This is a genomic window from Variovorax sp. KK3 (genome assembly GCF_001984055.1).
GTDB lineage: Bacteria > Pseudomonadota > Gammaproteobacteria > Burkholderiales > Burkholderiaceae_C > Variovorax.
Genome location: NZ_LYVO01000004.1, coordinates 88,090 through 108,977 on the forward strand (window position 1 = coordinate 88,090; position 20,888 = coordinate 108,977).

The window sequence follows — 20,888 nt, forward strand, 5'->3', positions numbered from 1 at the left end:
CTAGTCGACCTGTGCGCCGGACGCCACGACGGCCTCGCCCCACTTCTTGACCTCGAGCCTCAGGAAAGCGGCGAACTCGTCCGGGCTTCCGCCCCGGGCCTGCGATTCCGACTTGGCATAGTGCTCACGAACTTCCTTCGACCGCAGTGCGCGATTAGCGGCCGCGTTGAGCTGGTGCACGATGGGCGCCGGCGTTCCCGCGGGCACCATCAGCGCGGCCCAGGTCAAGGCTTCGAAGCCGGGCAGTCCTTGTTCGGCCACGGTGGGAATGTCGGGATGGGCCGCCAGGCGTTCGGCGCTGCTCACCCCGATGAGCCGGACGCGCCCTGCCCTGGCGTGCGGCAGGATAGACGTGGAGACGTCGAACGCGAACTGCACCCGCCCCGCGATGAGGTCCGTCACCATCGGCGGTGATCCCTTGTAGGGAACGTGCAGCATGTCGATGCCGGCTTCCTTCTTGAGCATCTCCATCGCGATGTGCTGGGTCGCGCCGTTGCCGCTCGACCCGTACGACACCTTGCCCGGATTCGCCTTGGCGAACGCGATCATCTGCTTGAGGTTGCGAACCGGCGTGTCGTTCGCGCTCACCAGGAACATCGGCGACGAGTTGAGCAGGATGACCGGCTGGAAGTCCTTGAGCGGATCGTAGGGGAGCTTGCGGTACAGCCCGCGGTTGATGGCGAGCGTGCCCGACGAGCCGTAGAGCAGCGTGTAGCCGTCGGGCGCCGCGCCCTTCACGAACTGGTGCGAAATGATGCCCATGGCACCGGCCTTGTTGTCGACGATGACGGTCTGCTTCAGCTCCTCGCCGAGCCGCGCGGCCACGACCCGGGCGCCGATGTCCGAAGCCTGCCCCGGCGGAAAGCCGACCAGTATCTGGATCGGTCGCTCCGGGTAGCCGGCGGCGTGCACCGACCGGTGTGCGACGAAGGGCGCTGCACAGAGTGCAGCAGCGAAATGGCGGCGGCGCATCACAGCACCGCCTGTGCGCCGCACAGCGCCATGATGCGGTCCAGCGAGGGTGCCGCCTGCAGCTGCAGCACCTGCGCCATCAGCTCGCGGGCCGCGGGCTCCGGGATGGCACGGGTCGCATTGGTCATGAACTTGGCCTGCACCGCCTCGCTCGAGAGCGGAACGTCCGGCGTGCCCAGGCTGGCGGCCTTGCGGCAGCGCAGCATGCGGCCGTCCTTGAGGTGCACGACGACTTCGCCAGGAAAGCGCTTGGGAAAGTCGCTGTCGTGGTCGGGAACGCAGAAGGTCTTGGCCGCGACCTGCAGCACGTCGGGCGAATCGAGCGGCTCGTCGTGAAAGGCAGCCAGGTCCACGCGTCCGCGTGCCAGTGCGAGCGCGACGACGTACTGCACGCTGAACAGCGCACGGTAGGGGATGGTCGGACGGATGCAGGCTTCGCGCGGCTCCGCCACCATCTTGTGGAGGTCGGGCGTGAGGGGGCAATCGATGCGCTCCACATCCTCCAGCGCGAACTGCCCGCGCAGCTCGAGCGCCGCATCCACGAACGCGTGGATGAAGTGGCAGCAGGGGTAAGGCTTCAGGGCGATGCCGCGGCTGAACCACTCGGCACCCAGGCCGAGGGTCGGCAGCTGGTCTGCCGCGGGCGTGCGCTGGATGTGCGTCTGGTAGAAGCCGCCCTTGGTCGCCTCGAAGACGGTGTTCGGGCCCAGGAAGCCCGCACGCCCCAGCGCGACCGCCGCGAGCGCGCTGTGCGCGGACCAGCCCGGATGCAGGCGTTTGAGCCACGAGTTGCCGCCGATCAGGATGCCCGAGGCCTGGCTGCCGCAGAGGCCCAGCGCCGACACCAGCGCCTGCGGCGAGCTTTGGTAGAGGCGGCCCGCGGCAGCCGCTGCCGCGAAGGTGCCACACAGCGCAGTCGGGTGAAAGCCCCGGTTGTGGAAATCGGGCGCGCCCACGGTCGCCAGGCGGCAGCCGATCTCGAGCGCCGCGACGAAAGCCAGCAGCACCTCTTCGCCCGTGGCCTGGTTGGCTTGCCCGGCCGCCACGGCTGCCGCCATGGCCTGGGCACTGGCGTGGTAGATGGCGCCGATGTGCGTGTCGTCGAAATCGAGCGCGTGCGCCAGCACACCGTTGACCAGCGCCGCCGACGCGGCAGGCAGGCGTTCGCCGCTGCCGATGGCGGTCGCGTCATGGCCCTGGCCCAGCGTCCTGGCGCCCTCGAGCACCGACGTGCCGATGTCGAACTTCGAGGACGCGAGCGCGATGCCGACCACGTCGAGGAAATGCTCCTTGGCGAGCACCAGCACGTCGGCGGGAACGTCGGCGAGCCGAAGGCGCAACGCGAAGTCGGTGATCTTTTCGCTCTCGGTGAGGGTAGGGGAAGTTGTCTCGGTCATGTTGATTGGGTCCTGATGGGGTGGCCGCCTTCGGCCTGCGGGATGTCGATGCTCATCAAGGGCGCGTGCTGCTGCGCGCCGAAGGTGTCGCGCTCGGCGATGCTGCCCTGTGCCCAGCCGCGCCGCAGTGTGAATTTGAAAGCAAGCGCGGGCTCGAAGAACAGGAAGGCCACGATGTCCTTGTCGTCGACGCCGTAGAGCCCGCAGATCAGCGTGCGCGTGAGCACGCCGCTGCGCTGCACGTGGCGGTAGCGGTCCGCGTCGTCGAACATCACGTCGAAGGTGATCTCGAAAGGCCCGGAGTTCTTGCTGCGGATGACCCGGGCCAGATCCTTGAGTGCGGTCATGCGCCCACCTCCTCGATGCGCGACGGAAACAGTTCGAGCGGCGACTCGACTTCCATCAGGTGATACAGCGAGAACCGGCACACGGGGCCGATCGGGTTCTCGGGCGGATTCAGTGGAATGGCGAAGTTGCCCGCGGTGGCCATCTGCTCCGGATAAGGCATGTGCAGCACGCCGATGCGCGCATGGCTGCAGATGGCGTTGGCCTGCTCCTGCGTCGGTGCCGTGGCCTCGCCGAGGATGCCGACCTCGAGCGGCACGAAGTCCTTCTGCGGCTCCAGCTCACCCATCACGCCGTTCTTGCCGTACACGTGGAAGTGCAGCTGCGCCTCGCCTGACGCCAGTTCCGGAAACACGCTGTTCAGACGCTTCTTCAGCGACGAGAGGAAACCGTCGATCTGGCCGACCAGGATCGGATCGCGGATGCCGCCGACGAAGATGGTCCGGTGCCCCACGATGGCCGCGGCTTCGAGTTTTACCAAGTAGCCGGGCGTCGGGCGGAACACGCTGCCGCTCACGCGCACGGTGCGTTCGTTCAGCGGCACGTAGCGGGCGCCGGTGAGGTCCAGCACGCCACCGGGCCCCGACAACAGATCGGGCCGGGTCTTCTCGTACAGCGTGTGCGCGGCCACCGACAGCGGCGTGCAGCGTTCTTGTGCGCTCATCGGCTCGAGGTCGAAGCTGTCTTGCCGGATCGTTGCGAGGATGACCTTGCCCTTCGGCTCGGCGCAGTTGGCGCCGCACTCCATGATCTTGCCCATGTGCCAGTAGATGCCGGGGTCCTCGATGCCGTGCAGCTGGCAGAAGGCGGCGTAAGGCGCCGGGTCGTACGCGCGGCCGGCCACCACCACGTCGACGTCCGGATGCTCGCGCAGCACCTTCAGGATCGGCTCGGCGCCCATCTGCGCGACGATGCGTTCGGAGGTCTCGATGTCTTCGCGCGTGGCCTCCGGTGCGGAGGCGCACGAAGACAGGCGGCCCGCCTCGAAGCGCTGCATGACCGTCTTCTTGTCGACGTCGGCGTAGATCGCTGCGACCTTGAGCCGGTAGCCGCCCTCCTCCGCGATACGGCCGATGACGGCAATCGTCTCGTCCACGTGCGCGCCAATGCCCGGGCCGCCGGCCGATCCGATCAGCAGCGGAATGCCGCGCACCCGGCAACCCTTGAGGATGGTGCGCAGGTCGCGCTCCAGGGCACTGGGCGAGACGATGGGCTTGGCCAGGCCGAGCTGATAGGGCCCGGGGTCGGTCGATCCCGCATCCACCACCACCGCGTCGGCACCGGCGTCGATGCCGCGCATGAAGTCGGCCTCGGGGATCCCGTAGCCCAGCATGCCGACCGGGGTGAGGATCTTGATTTCAGCGGCGTCGTTCATGCCGCCGCCCGCAGTTCGGGGAGCCGCCAGTCCTGCGGCTGCGGACGCTTCAGGCCCAGGTGCTCGCGCAGCGTGCTGCCTTCGTATTCCTTGCGGAAAAGACCGCGCCGTTGCAGCTCGGGCACCACCATGCGCACGAAGTCTTCGTAGCCGCCGGGCGTGTACAGCGCCTGGATCACGAAGCCGTCGCAGGCCGTCCCGAACCACGCTTCCATCTGGTCGGCGATCTGCGTCGGCGTGCCGACGAAGTTGGGGCCTTCCTTGACCGTGCCGCGGCCCGAGAAGTCCACGAAGTCCTTCACCGACGGGTTCTTCTTGCCGCTCGCAGCGATCACGCGGTCGCGCAGCCCGTGCCACGACGTCGCGGCCAACTCCTCGTCGGTGAAGGGCAGCTCGTACGGCCGGCTGGCGAAGTCGACGTTCAGCACTTCACACAGCAGCGCCAGGCTGTCGATGGGCCGCGCGGTGGACGTGATGAGCGCCAGCCGGTCCTGCGCCTGCGCCTCCGATTCGCCGACGACGAACTTGAGCGCCGGCGCGATCTTCACCTCGTCCGGGTTGCGGCCGGTTTCGGCCACGGCGTTCTTCAGCGCCGCGTACTGCTTCTTGCCGCCCTCGAGATTCGGGTAGGCGGCGAAGACCAGCTCGGCCCAGCGCCCGGCGAAACGCATGCCGCGCCCGCTCTGGCCGGCCTGCAGGATGACCGGGTGGCCTTGCGCCGAGCGCGGCACCGGCAGCGGCCCCTTCGACTTGAAGAAGCGGCCCTGGTGATCGAGGCGGTGCACTTTGTCCGGATCGGCGAAGCGGCCGCTGGCCTTGTCGACGATCAGCGCATCGTCTTCCCAGCTGTCCCAGTGGCCCATCACCACCTCGAGGAACTCGTCGGCGCGGTCGTAGCGCAGGTCGTGCTCCAGGTGCTCGTCGCGGCCGAAGTTGGCCGCCTCGGAATCGTTGAGCGACGTGACCACGTTCCAGCCCACGCGCCCCTTGGTCATGAGGTCCAAGGTCGCGAAGAGGCGCGCCACATGAAATGGCTCGTAGTAAGTGGTCGAGTAGGTGGCGCCGAGCCCCAGGCGGCTGGTGACACCGGCCATCGCCATGAGGATGGTGGCCGGGTCCATCTTCACGCAGCGCACGCCGTTGGCCACCGTCTCCCTGTGGCTGTCGCCGTAGATGTCGGGCATGGCCAAGCGGTCGTCGAAGAAGGCCATGTCGAACTTGCCGTCTTCCAGCGTGCGAGCGATGCGCTGGAAGTACTCTGGCGTGGTGAAGTCGCCCATGCTGGCGGGATGCCGCCACGAGCCGACGTAGTTGGTGCAGTTCTGGGCCTGAAGAAAGGCCACGAGTGCCATCTGGCGTTTGGGATGGGTCATCAGGGTTCCTGGTTGGAGTTGCGGTGCTCAGTCGACCTGCGCACCTGAAATGGCGACGGCCTTGCCCCAGAGCGCGTGCTCTTTCTGAAGGTAGGCCTGCAGCTCTTTCGCGGAGCCGCCCAACGCGTAGTTGCCGGTGGCGCCGAACTGCTCGAGCACGGCCGGGTCTTTCAATGCGACGTTGATTGCTTCGTTGAGGCGTTGGATCACTGGCGCCGGCGTGCCCTTGGGTGCGAGGATGGCGGACCACGGGACGGCCTCGAAGCCCGGCAGCCCTTGCTCGGCCAACGTCGGAATCTCGGGCGCCTGCGGCAGCCGCTTGAGCGCGGCCACGCCGATGATCTTGACCCGGCCGTTCTTGACCATGGGCAGCACGGAGCCGGCGGTGTCGAAGGCGACTTCCACCTGGCCGCCGATCACGTCGGTCATCATGGCCGGCGACCCCTTGTACGGCACGTGCAGCAGGTCGATGCCGGCATCCTTCCTGAGCATCTCCATCGCGATGTGCCCGGTGGTGCCGCTGCCGCTGGAGCCGTAGCCGACCTTGCCCGGCCGTGCCTTGGCGAGCGCCGTGAAATCCTTGAAGGTCTTCAACGCCGAACTCGCTGCAGTGAAGAGCACGAGCGGCGATGCGGAAACCAGCGCCACGGGCTCGAAGTCCTTCAGCGGGTCGTAGGGCATCTTCTTGTAGAGCGCCGGATTGATCGCCAGCGTGCCGGTCGAACCCAGCAGCAGCGTATAGCCATCGGGCGCCGCATTGCGCACGGCTTCGTGCGAGATGATGCCGGCCGCGCCTGGCCGGTTGTCGACGAAGACCGGCTGCCGGAGCGTTTCGGTCATGCTCTGCGCGATGCGCCGCGCACTGGTGTCGGAGCTCTGGCCGGCGGGAAATCCGACCACCAGCTTGATGGCGCGCTCCGGATAGTCCGCTGCATGCGACGGCGCACCCAGCGTGGCCAGCGAAACGGCGGCGAAGGCGGCGCGGCAAAGCGCTCTGCGTTGAAACATGGTGCTTGTCTCCTTGGTCTGTGGGCTGCGATGCACGGTCGTCGGCCTTGAATGAATTGTTCGCCTCGGGGTGCGTCCGGACAAATCGAGAAGCGCAATACACTTATTGGTTGGCTCTATAAATGGACCTCACCATGGCCGCTTCGCGTCCCCCTTCGTCTTCCGATTCCGCTTCCGATTCCGTTTCGGATTCCGCTTGGGATTCCCCTTCCGATCCGGCGGCCGACCTGCCGCAGATTCCGGCGACGCCGGGACTCGACCTGGTCGATCTGCAGACCTTCATCGCCGTGGCCCGCTCGCTGAGCTTCAGCGCGGCCGCGGCACAGCTTCACGTGACGCAGCCCACGGTGACCGGCCGCATCCACCGGCTCGAAGCGTTGCTCGGCGTGCAGCTGCTGCGCCGCACCACGCGCAAGGTCGAGCCCACGCCCGCCGGCGGGCTGCTGCTGCGCGAAGCGGTCAAGACGCTGGTGGGGCTCACGACGCTGGTCGATCGCTTTCGCAAGGAGGCGCGCCGTGCGCGGCAGCGCGTGATCGTCGCGGCCACCCCGACGATTGCCGCGCTGCGCCTTCCGCCCCTCATCCAGGCCTATTCCGAGCGCTATCCGGACGTCGAAGTGGAGTTGCTCGACCTCAAGTATTCAGGCGTGCTGGCCGCCATCGACACGGGCGAGGCCGACGTGGCCGTGCTGGCGCTCGATGCGGCCGACCGGCGCTATCGCTTCACCGCCCTGTGGAAGGACGACATGGTGCTGGTCGCGCCGAAGAAGCATCCGCTCGCCCGCAACACCAGCGTCGGGCCCGAAGACCTGGCCTCGGTGCCCCTGATCGTCGTCGATCAGTACCACCCGGTGCGAGAGAAGATCGCAGCCGCACTGCGCGAGCGCGGCTTGACCATGCCGCCATCGAAGGTGGTGGGCAACCTCAACACCCTGCTCGGCATGCTCGATGCGGGCATGGGTGTCACGCTGCTGCCGCGCTCCGTCTCGTGCCGCGGCAACGTGGGCAAGCATGCGCGCATCGAGATCAGGGACATCGACATGACGCGCAACTTCGGCATCATCACCGCGCGCGACAGCAAACCCAACAGCACGCTCCAGAGCTTCATCCGCTTCCTTCGGCAGGCCGACATCCACGCCGGCAGCAGCGACTGATTTATTGCGCCGGCGTATCAATCGATCGCAACACTCGAATTGTTGCAACAGGCTCGCGTTCCTAGACTCGGTCGCATCGCAAACACCGATGGAGACAAGCAATGCAAGCAACGACCGGCTTCGAGGCAAGACAACTCAGGGATGTTCTGGGCACCTTCGTGACGGGCGTCACCGTGGTCACCACGCGCGATGCGGCGGGCGTGTCGCACGGCGTGACGGCCAACTCGTTCAGCTCGGTGTCGCTCGACCCGCCGCTCGTGCTGTGGAGCCAGTCGATCACATCGCGCAGCCACCAGGCGTTCCAGCAAAGCGACCATTTCGCGATCAACATCCTGGCCGACGACCAGATCGCGCTGTCGAACCACTTCGCCAAGTCGCGCGACGACAAGTTCAACGGCATCGCGCACGTGCAGGGCATCGGCGGCGCCCCGGTGCTCGACGGCGTGGCGGCACATCTCGAGTGCACCAAGGTGGCGGCCTATCCCGGCGGCGACCACGTGGTCTTCATCGGGCGCGTCGACCAGCTCGGCCAATCCGCCCGACGCCCTCTGGCCTTCGGAAGCGGCAAGTACATGGTGCCCTACGCGCACGACCTGGGCCCGACCGCCCTGCGCCTCGGCACGTCGCGCCCGGCCGACCTGCACGCGATTCGCCTGGCCGTCGATGCCCTGCCACGCATCGCCACGCAGCTCGGCGAGCACACCTTGTGCCTTGCCGTGTGGGGTAACCACGGGCCCACCGCCGTGCACTGGGAGCCGTCGGGCCGACCCGTCAGCGACCAGCTGAGGCCAGGCCTGGTGATGAGCATCAGCCGGTCGGCAACGGGGCGTGCGTTCGCTGCGTTCCTGCCCGAAGAGATGACGCGCCCGTTGGTGGAAGAGGACCTGCGCGCGTGGACGGAAGGAAGCGAAACCGCGGCAGGGCGTCGCTCACGCTTCGACGAAACGCTCGCCGATGTTCGCCGGCATGGATTGGCGCGCGCGATCGGTGCAGCGCCCTCGCCCATCCACCAAGTGGCGGTCAATGCATTCAGCGCGCCGATCACCGATGCGCAAGGTCACATGGTGATGGCGCTGTCGTTGACATCGTGCGCGGACCGGCTGGATCCGCGTTGGGACGGCGATGTGCCGCAGGCACTGCTGGCGGCGGCGCGCGACATCTCTGGCCAGATCGAGCGCAAGTGCCAGCCAGGCGCCGGCGAGCCCACGATGGCTGCACTGAACGCTTAACGGCCCGTCGCCTCGGGAGTCTTGCCCTCTTATCCGGCTTTGCGGCAATCCGCCAATGCATCGAGCGGCGGTTTGTAGCTGGACGTCTGCACGTCCATCAGCCCCAGCACCGTGTGATACAGGTTGTCGTGCGTCAGCGGCGCATCCAGCCTGCCCTCCAGGCAGGGCCGCGACAGCCCCGCGCGCTCACCCATGCGCGGCCCCATCCACATCACCATGGGCACGTGCTTCTGCACCTCCGGCGCGAAGCTGTAGGGCACGCCGTGCAGGAACAGGCCGTATTCGCCGAGCGACTCGCCGTGGTCGCTCAGGTACAGCATCGCCGGGTCGTAGCGGCCCGACTGCGCCTGCAGCCAGTCGATGGCCTGGCCCAGGAATCGATCGGTGTACGCGATCGAGTTGTCGAAGGCATTGACCAGCTCGGCATGGCTGCACTCGGCCAGCGCGTTGGTCTTGCACTCGGGCACGAAGCGCTTCGCATCCGCCGACGAGCGCTTGTAGTAGGCCGGGCCATGGCTGCCCATCTGGTGCATCACCAGCACCACGCCCTTGGCACGGCGCTCGGCTGGCAGCGCGGCCAGGCGCTGGTCCAGGCCCTTGAGCATCGCGTCGTCCAGGCACTCGTCGCCGTCGCACAGCGCGCTCTTCATGGCAGGGTCGAGCTGGTCGACCGCAGAGGCATGCGGAATGCGGTCGCACACGCCCTTGCAACCGCCCGGCTGGTTGTCGAGCCAGAAGACGGCCAGGCCGGCGGCCTGCAGCACGTCCACGAGGTTTTCGTAGTCGTCCTTGCGCGCCTCGAAGGCCGCCTTGCCCAGCGGCGAGAACATGCAGGGCACCGAGGCCAGCGTGTTGGTGCCACAGGAATGCACGTTGCGCCACGACAGCACCTGGCGCGACGCCAAGGCCGGCGTGGTGTCGCGCGCGTAGCCGTTCAGCGCGAAATGATCGGCCCGCGCGGTTTCGCCGACGACCAGCAGGAAGAGCGGCGGCCTAGCCTGGGCCGCATAGCTCGCGCCCAAGGTCGCGCCGCCGGCCACGGGAATGAGCCGCTTGCTGCGCGCGAACATGGGCTTGAGCACGACGGCGCTCGCCGAGTAGATGCTGGCCAGCGGATTGATCATGTAGCGCAGGTGCACGTTGTTGCGCATCAGCGGCGCGAGCTGCCGATTCATCGCCAGCGCGCCACCGGCCGCCACCGCAACCGCAGCGACCAGCAGCAGCGCGTTGCGCCAGGCTTGCGACAACAGGCCCATCGGCGCAATGCGCACGCGCCACAGCGCCCAGGCCGGCAGGGCGGCGACGAGCAGCACGCGCAGCAACAGCGTCCAGCTCATGAGGTCGCGTGTCTCGTGCAGGTCGGTCTGCATGGCGTTGGCCAGCATGGTCGGGTCCATCACCGCGTGGTAGCTCAGCATGTAGTGCTGCGCCACGGCGGCGACGACGACTACCGCGAGCCAGAGCGGCTTCATCCATCGCGTCCATGCCGCCAGCGACAGCAGCGCGACGGTGCCGCAGACCATGAGCAGCGCCATCAGCGCGATGGAGGGCACGTACACGCTGGGCGCGCCGCCCAGGCGGGCCAGCTCGTGCCACAAGGGCCAGTTGGCAGCGAGCGCCAGGTACAGGCTCAGCCAGACCACCACGCTGCGCGCCGAGCGGGGCTGCGTCAGCCAGGCGTCGAGCCGCTGCCACGCCGCGGCAGCTGGAGCGAATTTCGATTCGAGGGCGGGAGGTTCGAGAGTTTCGGGAGCTTTGGCGACCAGGTCGTGCGCGAGCACGGGAGAACGAGCATTCAGCGAAGGCATGGCCCTAGTCTGGAAACCGGGCCTGAAAACTCGCTGAATGGCTCAGTCAGCTTTCGTTCAGGTTCGGAACGAGGGCGCCGGACGCGGAATCCGCACCGCGGCCTCGGCGCCGATGCAAGCCGAGATCGATCACGAGCCCGATCGACCAGCACAGCCAGGCGGTCCACAGCGTGTGGCTCATGTAGTGCGCGCCCCGCAGTTGCTGCCCGAGGCCCAGCAGCAAGCCGGCGGCCAAGGTGCAGATCAGCCATGCGCGCGCCGCGCGAGGCGCATGCCGCCGCAACACGAACCAGCCGCCCAGATAGGCGAAGGCCGCAGACGCATGCCCGGCCGGAAAGCAGCCACCCGGGCCGCCGTCGCGCACGCGCCAGGACCAATGCGACACGTAATGCGCCACGCCGCCGAACGCTTTCAGATCCCAGGGGCAGCTGGTGGTGCTCGACGTCTTGACGAGCGACACCAGCAGCACGCCGGCCAGCACACTGAACGCCAGCTGCACCCGCTCGCGCAGCGGCAGGCGCCGCAAAAAGCCGAAGGGCCAGCGGATCGCGAGCATCAGTACCGCCAGCAAGGCCCAGCTCAGGCTCTTGCCTCCCTCGTGCAGCACCTGCACCAGCCACCAGTCCTCGCGCAACGGAAAGCCGAACGGTGTGCCGGCCAGTCGGGCGAGCGGAAGGTCGAGGCCCGAGGCGTCCCAGGCCAGGATCAGCAGGAGCGCGAGGAAAGTCCAGGCAAGAAGAGGGGCGGAATCGGAACGGCGCATGAGCTGCGCGAGACTAGGTGCGCCGCATGAACGCAGCCTGAAGGGACCATCGATAGACTCGGGTACTTTGACGAGAGGACAGCCACCTTGCGCATATTGCTGGTCGAAGACGACGCCGCGCTCGCCGGCGCGGTCTGCAGCTACCTCGAGGCCAAGGCCTTCGTGGTGGACGTGGCGCCCGGCCTCGCGCAGGCGCGTGCCGCGCTGGCCGCGGTGCAATACGCGGCCGTGCTGCTGGACCTGCACCTGCCCGACGGCGAAGGCTTGTCGCTGCTGCCAGACGTGCGCGCCCTGCGCGACCGGCCCATCGTCATCGTGCTCACGGCCCGCGACCAGGTCACCGACCGCATCCGCGGCCTCGATGCCGGCGCCGACGACTACCTGATCAAGCCCTACGACCCGGCCGAGTTGCTCGCGCGCCTGCGCGCCGTGGAGCGCCGCCGCAGCAGTGCGAGCACGCCGGTGCTGCAGTTCGGCGGGCTCGAGATCGACCTGTCACGCGACATGGTGCGCAAGGACGGCCTGCCGGTCACGCTCACGCAGAAGGAATGGGCGTTGCTGCGCGTGATGGCCACGCGGCCCGAACGCATCCACACGCGCGACAACCTGGCCGACGCGCTCTACGGCTTCGGCGACGAGGCCGACAGCAACACGCTCGAAGTGTTCATCAGCCGCCTGCGCCGCAAGCTCGGACGCAATCACATCCAGACCCTGCGCGGCCTGGGCTACCGGCTGTCGTTCTCTGCCGAGGACGAGGACGAATGAAACTCGGCTTTCTGGCGCAGGGACGGGCCGAGTCCGAAGCCCGCGAATCGCTGGCCGGGCGGCTCACGCGCACGCTGATCGTTTGGGTCGGCGGTGTCTGGCTGCTGTGCGTGCTCGGCGTCGCCTGGTACGTGGACCGCGAGATCAACCACAACTTCGACAACGAACTCGCGGAGGTCGCGCACCGCATGTTCGACACCGCCGTGCACGAGCTCGGCACGTTGCGCGCCGAGCGCGAGCGGCGGGGCGAGCCCGCCGACCCGAACCAGCCGCTGATCGCGCCGCCGCAGCTCTTTCCCACCGACGCGGTGCTTTACCAGGTCGTCGACCTGCACGAGCGCGTGCTGCTGCGCTCGTCCGAGGCGCCCGTCAATGCCTTCGACGTGCCGCTGGCGCCGGGCTTCGCGGACTCCGCGGCCTGGCGCATCTTCACCGTGCGCCACCCGACGCTGCAGATGTTCATCCAGGTGGCCGACCCGCTGGACGAGCGGCGCGCCGCCCTCAATCGCACGCTGCTGGGGCTGATCATTCCGCTGATTGCGGTGCTGCCGCTGCTCGCGCTGGTGCTGCGCAAGGTGGCGCGCACCGAGTTGCGCGGCCTGCAGTCGCTGGCCGGGGAGATCGCGCTGCGCAGTGGCGCGGACCTGCGCGCCATTCCGCTGGTCGGCCTGCCGCGCGAGCTGCATTCGGTGGGTGAAGACGTCAACCGGCTCTTGCAGCGGCTGTCGCACGCCCTCGACGTCGAGCGGGCGCTGGCGGCGAACGCGGCCCACGAGCTGCGCTCCCCGCTCGCTGCCGCGCGGCTGCGCCTGCAGACCGCGCTGGAGCACGATTTGCGCCGCAACGACGTCGAAGCCGCGCTCGACGCATTGCAGACACTGGGCCACCGCGCCGAGAAGCTGCTGCAACTGTCGCGCGCCGAGTCCGGTGCGTCGCTGGCGCGCAGCCGGGTCAACCTGGTGCAATTGGCGGGCACGGTGGCCGAAGAGTTCTGGAAAGGCGCGAGCGCCAACGAACGCCTGTCGCTGAAGCTGCCCGACAGCGATTCGCCCGTGACGGTGCTCGGCGACGTCGATGCCCTGGCCATCGCGCTGCGCAACCTGGTGGAAAACGCCTTGCGCTACGGCCGCGGCCGCGTGGTCGTCGAAGTGATGCCGCCGGGCACGCTGGCCGTGCGCGACGCGGGGCCCGGTGTCGGTGCCGAACAGCTGCACACGCTGCAGCAACGCCACGTGCGCCACAGCTCCGACCGTGCAGGCTACGGGCTCGGGCTCTCGATCGTGAACACCATCGTCGAGAAGCACGGCGCGCGGCTCGAGCTGTATTCGCCGCCGCCGGGCGCGGCCACCGGCTTCGAGGCGCGGATCGTGTTGAACGTCAGCGCGTAGCCGGGGCGCCTCGCCTCATCGATGCGCCTTGATCGATGCCAGGATGCCCAGCACGAAGAGCAGCGCGGCCGCCCATTCGCTGGCGTGCGGAAAGCGTCCGTCCCACAGAAAAGAGTAGAGCAAGGCGAACAGGGTTTCGCTCACGATGAGCTGACCGCAGAGGCTGGCCGACAGGCGCTGGCTGGCGATGCTCCACAACACCGTGGCCAGCCATGACGAGCCGAGCCCACCCGCCAGCGCCAGCAGGACGAACAGGCCTCCATCGGGCTGCGCCCGCAGGGTGGCGACATCCGATCCCGCCACCAGCCACAGTGCGAGGGCCCCGAGGCCGGTCGCGATGCCCAGCCAGTTGGTCCAGTCCGCCGCATGCACGTCAGGATGCCGCTTCAGCCACGACGCATTGAGCAGGCCGAACGCGGTCCAGCTCACCATCGCGACCACGGCCAGCATCAGCCCCCAGCCGAAATGCGCACCTGACCCGGCGCCGATGCCGCCCTGTGGCCAGGCGGCCCAGACCATCACCCCGATGCCGGCGGCCGTGAGCGCCAGGCCCGGCAGCAGTGCGCCGAGCCGCAGCCCCGCGGGCCGGCCCAGCAGCATCATCCAGACTGGAATGGTGCCGATGATCAGGCTCGGCACCTCGGTGCCCGCCTCGACGATCGCGAAGGCCAGCAGCAGGTAGTAGCCGCTGAAGCCCAGGCCGCTGAGGCCCAGCACCGTGAGCGCCTGCCGCGCGCTCGGCCAGCGCTGCCCGGGCGGCCGCCAGAAGATGGCCAGGCCCGACACCGCGCCGAAGACGACGAAGCGCGCGGCCGTGATGTCGACCATGCCGAAGTGGCCCACCATGCGCGGTGCCACGAACACCAGGCCCCACAAGGCGCCCGCAGCCAAGCCGGCCGCGAGGCCGACAACTATGCCGGGTGCCATCAGAGCGCGTATCCGTCGTCGGCCGCGATCACGGCGCCGTTGACGAAGTGGCTCTGGCGGCTGGCCAGCAGCACGATCAAACCGTCCAGGTCTTCCGGCTTGCCCAGGCGCTTGCGCGGCAGGCCCGCGACCAGCTTCTGCCCGTCTTCCGAGCTCCAGTGCTCTTCGTTGATGTCGGTCGTGATGTAGCCGGGGCACAGCGCGTTGACGTTGATGCCGTAGCGGCCCCATTCGAGCGCCATGGCCTTGGTCATCTGCACCACTGCGGCCTTGCTCATGCAATAGACGCCGATCTTGGGCAGCACCTTGAGCGCCGCCGCCGAGGCGATGTTGACGATGCGCCCGCCGACGTAGGTGCCCGGTGCCGAGCCGCGCGCGCGCGCCAGCATGCGCTTGCCGACTTCCTGCGCGACGAAGAATGCGCTCTTGACGTTGGCGTCGAAGATGAAGTCGTAGTCGTCGGGCTTGACGTCTTCCAGGCGCTGCGTGGTGCTCACGCCCGCATGGTTGACCAGCACGTCGATCGGCCCGACCTCGGTCTCGGCACGCGCCACCGCGGCCTTGATGCTGTCGATGTTGCGTGCGTCGAGTTCGACCACGTGGGCGTCACCGCCCTCGCCTTCGATGCGTGCGCGCAGTTCCTTGAGGCGGTCGGTGTGGCGGCTGGCCAGCACCACGGCGGCGCCCGCGCGGGCCAGTGTTTTGGCGAACTGCGCGCCGAGCCCGCTCGACGCACCCGTGACGAAGGCCACGCGGCCCGAAAGATCGATGCTGTATGACATGGAAACCGTCCCTGTTGGCTTGGATAAGCGACATTCCGAACAGGCATAAGGCGCCGCATAAAATGGCCCGGCCCTGTGGACTGGCCCTTGCCCGGCACGAAGGCGGCGCCTCGCCCTCCCAAAATCATTATCGACGAGACCCCAGATGACTCACGACGAAATCCTCGCCCAGTACGGCCCCCGCGAAGCCATGGAATACGACGTGGTCGTGGTCGGTGCGGGCCCCGGCGGCCTGGCCACCGCCATCCACCTCAAACAGCTGGCCGCCTCGCACGGCAAGGACATCTCGGTGGTGGTGCTCGAGAAGGGCTCGGAGCCCGGCGCGCACATCCTGTCGGGCGCGATCATGGACCCGCGCGCGCTCTACGAGCTGCTGCCCGACTGGGAAGAGCAAGGCGCCCCGCTCAACCAGCCGGTGACGCAAGACACCTTCCTGATGCTCAGCGAAACCGGCGCCTACCGCACGCCCAATTTCATGCTGCCCGGCAACTTCCACAACGAGGGCAACTACATCGTCAGCCTCGGCAACGTGGTCAAGTGGCTGGCCCAGCAGGCCGAGGCCCTGGGCGTCGAGATCTTTGCCGGCTTCCCCGCGGCCGAGGTGCTCTATACCGACGACGGCAAGGTGCGCGGCGTCGCCACCGGCAACATGGGCATCGGCAAGGACGGCGAGCCCACCGACAGCTTCCAGCTCGGCATGGAGCTGCATGCCAAGTACACGATCTTCGCCGAGGGCGCGCGCGGCCACCTGGGGCGGCAGCTCATCGCCAAGTACAAGCTCGACGGCGGCAAGGACCCGCAGAGCTACGGCATCGGCATCAAGGAGCTGTGGGAAATCGACCCCGCCCGCCACGAGCCCGGCCTGGCCGTGCACACCGCCGGCTGGCCGCTGCCGGCAGACACCTACGGCGGTTCCTTCCTCTACCACGCCGAGAATAACCAGGTCATCGTCGGCTTCGTGGTCGGGCTGGACTACCAGAACCCGCACATGAGCCCCTTCGAGGAGTTCCAGCGCTTCAAGACGCACCCCAACATCCGCTGGTACTTCGAGGGACAGGACAAGGGCCTGAAGCCGGCCAAGCGCATCTCGTACGGCGCCCGCGCCATCACGGCCGGCGGCCTGCTGTCGCTGCCCAAGACCGTGTTCCCCGGCGGCGCGCTGGTCGGCTGCGAGGCCGGCTACCTGAACGCGAGCCGCATCAAGGGCAGCCATGCCGCCATCAAGACCGGCATGCTCGCCGCCGAAGCCGCCTACGACGCCGTGATGGCCGGCCGCCAGCACGACGAGTTGACGGCCTACCCGGCGGCCTTCGAAAAGAGCTGGCTGCACAAGGAACTCAACAAGGCCCGCAACTTCAAGCAGTGGTTCAAGAAGGGCCTGACGGTCGGCACCGTGATGACCGGCATCGAGCAGCTGGTGCTGCGCGGCCGCATCCCATGGACCATCCACCGCGACCAGCCCGACAACGAGCGCCTGAAGAAGGCCGCGGCCGCCAAGAAGATCGCCTACCCCAAGCCCGACGGCAAGCTCACCTTCGACCGTTTGTCCTCGGTGTTCATCAGCAACACCAACCACGAAGAGAACCAGCCCGCGCACCTGACGCTGAAGAATGCCGCGGTGCCCACGCAAATCAACCTGCCCGAGTACGCCGGCCCCGAAAGCCGCTACTGCCCGGCCGGCGTCTACGAATTCGTCGACGGCGAGGGCGGCAAGCCGCGCCTGCAGATCAACGCGCAGAACTGCGTGCACTGCAAGACCTGCGACATCAAAGATCCGACGCAGAACATCGTGTGGGTAACGCCCGAAGGGGGCGGTGGGCCGAACTACGTGGGGATGTAGGCCCCTGTTCAAGACACGAAATAAAGGCGCCGGTCGGCGCCTTTTTTTATGCCCGTCCCGACCCCCACCCCCCACCCCCAGGCGTCTCGATCACGAACACGTCGCCGCGACCCATCTGCACTTGCCCGATGTGGCCGAGTTCCTGCACCGTACCGTCGGCGCGCTCCACCCGGTTGATGCCCACAGCACCCGCCTCGCCGCCCGCGCCGCCGAAGGCGCCGTGCAGGCGGCCGTTGCTGAGGATCGACGCAGTCATCGGCGCCAGGAAGCGGATGCGGCGCACGCCACCATCACCGCCGCGCCAGCGCCCTGCCCCGCCCGAGCTGGCGCGGATTCCGTAGCTTTCGAGCCGCACCGGGTAGCGGAACTCCAGCACCTCCGGGTCGGTGAGGCGTGAGTTGGTCATGTGGGTCTGCACGACGCTCGTGCCATCGAAGGCGGGGCCGGCGCCCGAGCCGCCGGCGATGGTCTCGTAGTACTGGTGATCGCCGTCGCCGAAAGTGAAGTTGTTCATCGTGCACTGGCTCGCCGCCAGCACGCCCAGCGCGCCGTAGAGCGCATTGGTGACGCAGCTCGAGGTCTCGACGTTGCCCGCCACCACGGCAGCCGGCGCCACGGGGTTGAGCATGCAGCCCTCGGGCACGATCACGCGGATCGGCTTCAGGCAGCCGGCGTTGAGCGGGATGTCGTCGTCCACCAGGGTGCGGAACACGTAGAGCACCGCGGCCATGGTGATGGCCTTGGGCGCGTTGAAGTTGTTGGGCAGTTGCGCGCTGGTGCCGGTGAAGTCGACCGTGGCACTGCGCGCGGCCGCATCTACCTGCACGCGCACCCGGATCTGCGCGCCGTTGTCCAGCGGCAGCGTGTATTTGCCGTCCTTCAGCGCCGTGATGGCGCGGCGCACCGACTCCTCGGCGTTGTCCTGCACGTGGCCCATGTAGGCGGCCACGGTGTCGCGGCCGAACTGCGCCACCATGGCCTGCAGCTCCTGCACCCCCTTCTCGTTGGCAGCGACCTGCGCGCGCAGGTCGGCCAGGTTCTGATCGCCGTTGCGCGACGGATGCGGGCCGCTGGCCAGCATCGCACGCAGTTCGGATTCGCGCAGCCGGCCCTGCTCGACCAGCTTGAAGTTGTCGAACAACACGCCTTCTTCGTCGATGGTCTTCGAAAAAGGCGGCACCGAGCCGGGCGTGATGCCACCCACGTCCGCGTGGTGACCGCGCGAGGCGACGTAGAACGAGGGCTTCGCATCGCTGGGCTGAAGGTACACCGGCGTGACGACCGTGATGTCCGGCAGGTGCGTGCCGCCGTGGTACGGGTCGTTGAGCATGTAGACGTCGCCCGGCTTCATGCCCGGGTTGGCGTCGATCACGGTGCGGATCGATTCGCTCATCGAACCCAGGTGTACCGGCATGTGCGGCGCATTCGCGATCAGGCTGCCCTGCACGTCGAACAGCGCGCAGGAAAAGTCCAGCCGCTCCTTGATGTTCACCGAGTAGGCGGTGTTCTGCAGCCGCAGGCCCATCTGCTCGGCGATGTTCATGAAGAGGTTGTTGAAGACCTCCAGCATCACCGGATCGGCGCTGGTGCCCACGGCCTGGGCCGTGACGCGGGGACGCACACGCTGCAGCACCAGGCCCGTCGGACGCACGCGCGCCTGCCAGCCGGGTTCGATCACGGTGGTGGCGTTGCGGCCGGCCACGATGGCCGGGCCGTCGATGGCGGCGCCGGGGCGCAGCGCGTCTTCGAGGAACAGCGCGGCATCGCGCCAGCCGGCCGCCTGCTCGTCGGCTTCGCAGTAGACACGCACGGCGGCATCGGGCGACGGCACGTGATGCGCCGAATCGCCTGTCGCGGCACCGACGACGGGACGCTCGCCGGACGCCGTGGCCTCCACCGTCACGGCTTCGACGACCAGCGCACGATCGGGCATCAGGAAGGCGAAGCGGCGGCGGTACGCCGTTTCGAATTCGTCGCGCAGCGCCGCGATGGCTTCGTCCTGGCCTTGGGTCATGGGCAAGACGCAAGGCAGCGCGGTGTCGGTGCCTTCGTAGCGAAGCTGCACGCGCTGCACGGTGGCGATGCCGTCGCTGGGCGCTCCCTGCGCGTGAAGCTCGGTCACGGCTTCGTCCGCCAGCGCGCGGGCGGTGCTGCGCGCAGCGACGAGGCCCTCGGCATCGAGCCTGCGCTCGATCGCCCTTTCACGCATGGCCAGCTGATCCGCCAACCCCATGCCGAAGGCCGACAACACGCCTGCGAAAGGATGCAGGTACACGGTCTGCATGCCCAGCGCGTCGGCCACCAGGCAGGCGTGCTGCCCGCCCGCGCCGCCGAAGCACTGCAGCGTGTACTGCGTGACGTCGTAGCCGCGCGCCACCGAGATGCGCTTCACCGCGTTCGCCATGCTGGCGACGGCGATGCGCAACGCACCGCCGGCGACCTCTTCCGCGCTCACGCTGCGGCCGGTCGCCTGGCCCATGCGCCGTGCCATGTCCTCGAAGCCGCGGCGCGCGGCTTGCAGGTCCAGCGGCTGGTCGGCCGCGGGGCCGAACACCTTCGGAAAGTGATCCGGCTGGATCTTGCCCAGCAGCACATTGGCATCCGTGGTCGTCAGCGGCCCGCCGCGGCGGTAGCTGGCCGGCCCCGGGTTGGCGCCAGCCGACTCCGGCCCGACTCGCAGCCGCGCACCGTCGAAGGCGATCACCGAGCCGCCGCCGGCGGCCACCGTGTGGATGCTCATCATCGGCGCGCGCATGCGCACGCCGGCCACGTGTGTCTCGAAGGAGCGTTCGAACTCGCCGGCGTAGTGCGACACGTCGGTCGAGGTACCTCCCATGTCGAAGCCGATGACCTTCGGATGGCCGGCTTCCACCGCCGTGCGCACCATGCCGACGATGCCACCGGCCGGGCCGGAGAGGATCGCGTCCTTGCCCTGGAAGCGCTGCGCCTGCGTGAGGCCGCCCGAACTCTGCATGAAGAACAAGGGAACGCCGGGCATCTGCTGCGAGACCTGGTCCACGTAGCGGCGCAGGATGGGGCTCAGGTAGGCATCGACCACCGTCGTGTCGCCGCGCGGCACCAGCTTCATCAGCGGGCTCGTCTTGTGCGACACCGACACCTGCGTGAAGCCGACTTCGCGCGCCAGGCGCTCGGCGGCGAGTTCGTGCGCCGGATGCCGCCAGCCGTGCATGAAGACGATGGCGCAGGCACGCAGGCCGGCATCGAAGGCTTGCTGCAAGCCGTCGCGCAGCGCCGATGCTTCGAGCGGACGGACCAGGCTGCCGTCGGCATCCACACGCTCGTCGGCTTCGATCACGCGCTCGTACAGCAATTCGGGCAGCACGATGCGGCGATCGAAGAGCCGCGGCCGGGCCTGCGTGGCAATGCGCAGCGCATCGCGGAAGCCGCCCGTGGTGATCAGCACCGTGCGCTCGCCCTTGCGCTCCAGCAGCGCGTTGGTGGCGACCGTGGTGCCCATCTTCACGCACTCGACGCGCTCGGCCGTGATCAGCTCGCCGGCGCCCAGGCCCAGCAGGCGCCGGATGCCTTCGACCGCAGCGTCGCGGTATTGCTCGGGGTTCTCGGACAGCAGCTTGAGGGTGTGCAGGCCGCCTTCGGGGTCGCGGCCGACCAGGTCCGTGAACGTGCCGCCGCGATCGATCCAGAACTGCCAGCGTGAGAGAGGGTTCGAAACGGTATGGGGATTCATGGGAAAGTCCGAGAAGTTTTCGGGCATGGTCGGGGGACACCGCGGAACCGGCT

General features: G+C 68.3%; 16 protein-coding genes. 5 read left to right on the forward strand and 11 right to left on the reverse strand.

Annotation, left to right across the window (positions count from 1 at the left end; all coding sequences use genetic code 11):
- Genes B0W80_RS03340 through B0W80_RS03365 form a run of 6 tightly spaced genes read right to left on the reverse strand, consistent with a single transcriptional unit; the run spans position 1 to position 6,470 of the window.
- Complete coding sequence (locus B0W80_RS03340) at positions 1–972, reverse strand: tripartite tricarboxylate transporter substrate binding protein (RefSeq protein WP_076997687.1); 972 nt, start codon at positions 970–972, stop codon at positions 1–3.
- Positions 972–2,369: an MmgE/PrpD family protein gene (locus B0W80_RS03345; RefSeq protein WP_076997688.1), complete on the reverse strand. Its 1,398-nt coding sequence runs from the start codon at positions 2,367–2,369 to the stop codon at positions 972–974. The genes B0W80_RS03340 and B0W80_RS03345 overlap by 1 nt, the downstream gene beginning before the upstream one ends.
- Complete coding sequence (locus B0W80_RS03350; RefSeq protein WP_076997689.1) at positions 2,366–2,716, reverse strand: DUF4387 domain-containing protein; 351 nt, start codon at positions 2,714–2,716, stop codon at positions 2,366–2,368. The genes B0W80_RS03345 and B0W80_RS03350 overlap by 4 nt, the downstream gene beginning before the upstream one ends.
- Positions 2,713–4,089 carry an acyclic terpene utilization AtuA family protein gene (locus B0W80_RS03355; protein WP_076997690.1) on the reverse strand — a complete coding sequence of 459 codons (1,377 nt, stop codon included), beginning with the start codon at positions 4,087–4,089 and terminating at the stop codon, positions 2,713–2,715. The genes B0W80_RS03350 and B0W80_RS03355 overlap by 4 nt, the downstream gene beginning before the upstream one ends.
- A complete protein-coding gene (locus B0W80_RS03360) occupies positions 4,086–5,462 on the reverse strand; it encodes an LLM class flavin-dependent oxidoreductase (RefSeq protein WP_076997691.1) in 1,377 nt (458 codons plus the stop codon). Before B0W80_RS03360 ends, B0W80_RS03355 begins: the two co-directional genes overlap by 4 nt.
- Positions 5,463–5,489: 27 nt before the next feature.
- Positions 5,490–6,470 carry a tripartite tricarboxylate transporter substrate binding protein gene (locus B0W80_RS03365; protein WP_076997692.1) on the reverse strand — a complete coding sequence of 327 codons (981 nt, stop codon included), beginning with the start codon at positions 6,468–6,470 and terminating at the stop codon, positions 5,490–5,492.
- Positions 6,471–6,604: 134 nt separating this feature from the next.
- Here B0W80_RS03365 and B0W80_RS03370 point away from each other — a divergent pair, with 134 nt between their 5' ends.
- Positions 6,605–7,624, forward strand: coding sequence for a LysR family transcriptional regulator (locus B0W80_RS03370; RefSeq protein ID WP_179106819.1), 1,020 nt, complete (start codon positions 6,605–6,607; stop codon positions 7,622–7,624).
- A gap of 101 nt (positions 7,625–7,725) precedes the next feature.
- Positions 7,726–8,853 (forward strand): flavin reductase, encoded by a 1,128-nt coding sequence (locus B0W80_RS03375; protein WP_076997693.1) that lies wholly within the window; start codon positions 7,726–7,728, stop codon positions 8,851–8,853.
- 29 nt (positions 8,854–8,882) lie between these two features.
- On the opposite strand, the gene B0W80_RS03380 is transcribed toward B0W80_RS03375, so the two are convergent.
- Together B0W80_RS03380 and B0W80_RS03385 are read right to left on the reverse strand one after the other, a co-directional pair.
- The gene (locus tag B0W80_RS03380) at positions 8,883–10,661 is read right to left on the reverse strand and encodes a phosphoethanolamine transferase (RefSeq protein ID WP_083745155.1); all 1,779 of its coding nucleotides are present in this window, start codon (positions 10,659–10,661) and stop codon (positions 8,883–8,885) included.
- Positions 10,662–10,707: 46 nt separating this feature from the next.
- Positions 10,708–11,424, reverse strand: coding sequence for a phosphatase PAP2 family protein (locus B0W80_RS03385; protein WP_076997694.1), 717 nt, complete (start codon positions 11,422–11,424; stop codon positions 10,708–10,710).
- An 87-nt stretch (positions 11,425–11,511) separates the two neighbouring features.
- Here B0W80_RS03385 and B0W80_RS03390 point away from each other — a divergent pair, with 87 nt between their 5' ends.
- Together B0W80_RS03390 and B0W80_RS03395 are read left to right on the forward strand one after the other, a co-directional pair.
- Positions 11,512–12,189, forward strand: coding sequence for a response regulator transcription factor (locus B0W80_RS03390; RefSeq protein WP_076997695.1), 678 nt, complete (start codon positions 11,512–11,514; stop codon positions 12,187–12,189).
- Positions 12,186–13,577: an ATP-binding protein gene (locus B0W80_RS03395; RefSeq protein WP_076997696.1), complete on the forward strand. Its 1,392-nt coding sequence runs from the start codon at positions 12,186–12,188 to the stop codon at positions 13,575–13,577. The genes B0W80_RS03390 and B0W80_RS03395 overlap by 4 nt, the downstream gene beginning before the upstream one ends.
- A gap of 15 nt (positions 13,578–13,592) precedes the next feature.
- On the opposite strand, the gene B0W80_RS03400 is transcribed toward B0W80_RS03395, so the two are convergent.
- Complete coding sequence (locus B0W80_RS03400; RefSeq protein ID WP_083745156.1) at positions 13,593–14,504, reverse strand: DMT family transporter; 912 nt, start codon at positions 14,502–14,504, stop codon at positions 13,593–13,595.
- Positions 14,504–15,286: an SDR family oxidoreductase gene (locus B0W80_RS03405; protein ID WP_076997697.1), complete on the reverse strand. Its 783-nt coding sequence runs from the start codon at positions 15,284–15,286 to the stop codon at positions 14,504–14,506. The genes B0W80_RS03400 and B0W80_RS03405 overlap by 1 nt, the downstream gene beginning before the upstream one ends.
- A gap of 145 nt (positions 15,287–15,431) precedes the next feature.
- Between B0W80_RS03405 and B0W80_RS03410 the strand changes: the two genes are divergently transcribed.
- A complete protein-coding gene (locus B0W80_RS03410) occupies positions 15,432–17,126 on the forward strand; it encodes an electron transfer flavoprotein-ubiquinone oxidoreductase (protein WP_076997698.1) in 1,695 nt (564 codons plus the stop codon).
- Between the two features lie 46 nt (positions 17,127–17,172).
- Here B0W80_RS03410 and B0W80_RS03415 read toward each other — a convergent pair whose 3' ends face one another.
- Complete coding sequence (locus tag B0W80_RS03415) at positions 17,173–20,835, reverse strand: hydantoinase B/oxoprolinase family protein (protein WP_076997758.1); 3,663 nt, start codon at positions 20,833–20,835, stop codon at positions 17,173–17,175.
- Between the last annotated feature and the right edge of the window lie 53 nt (positions 20,836–20,888).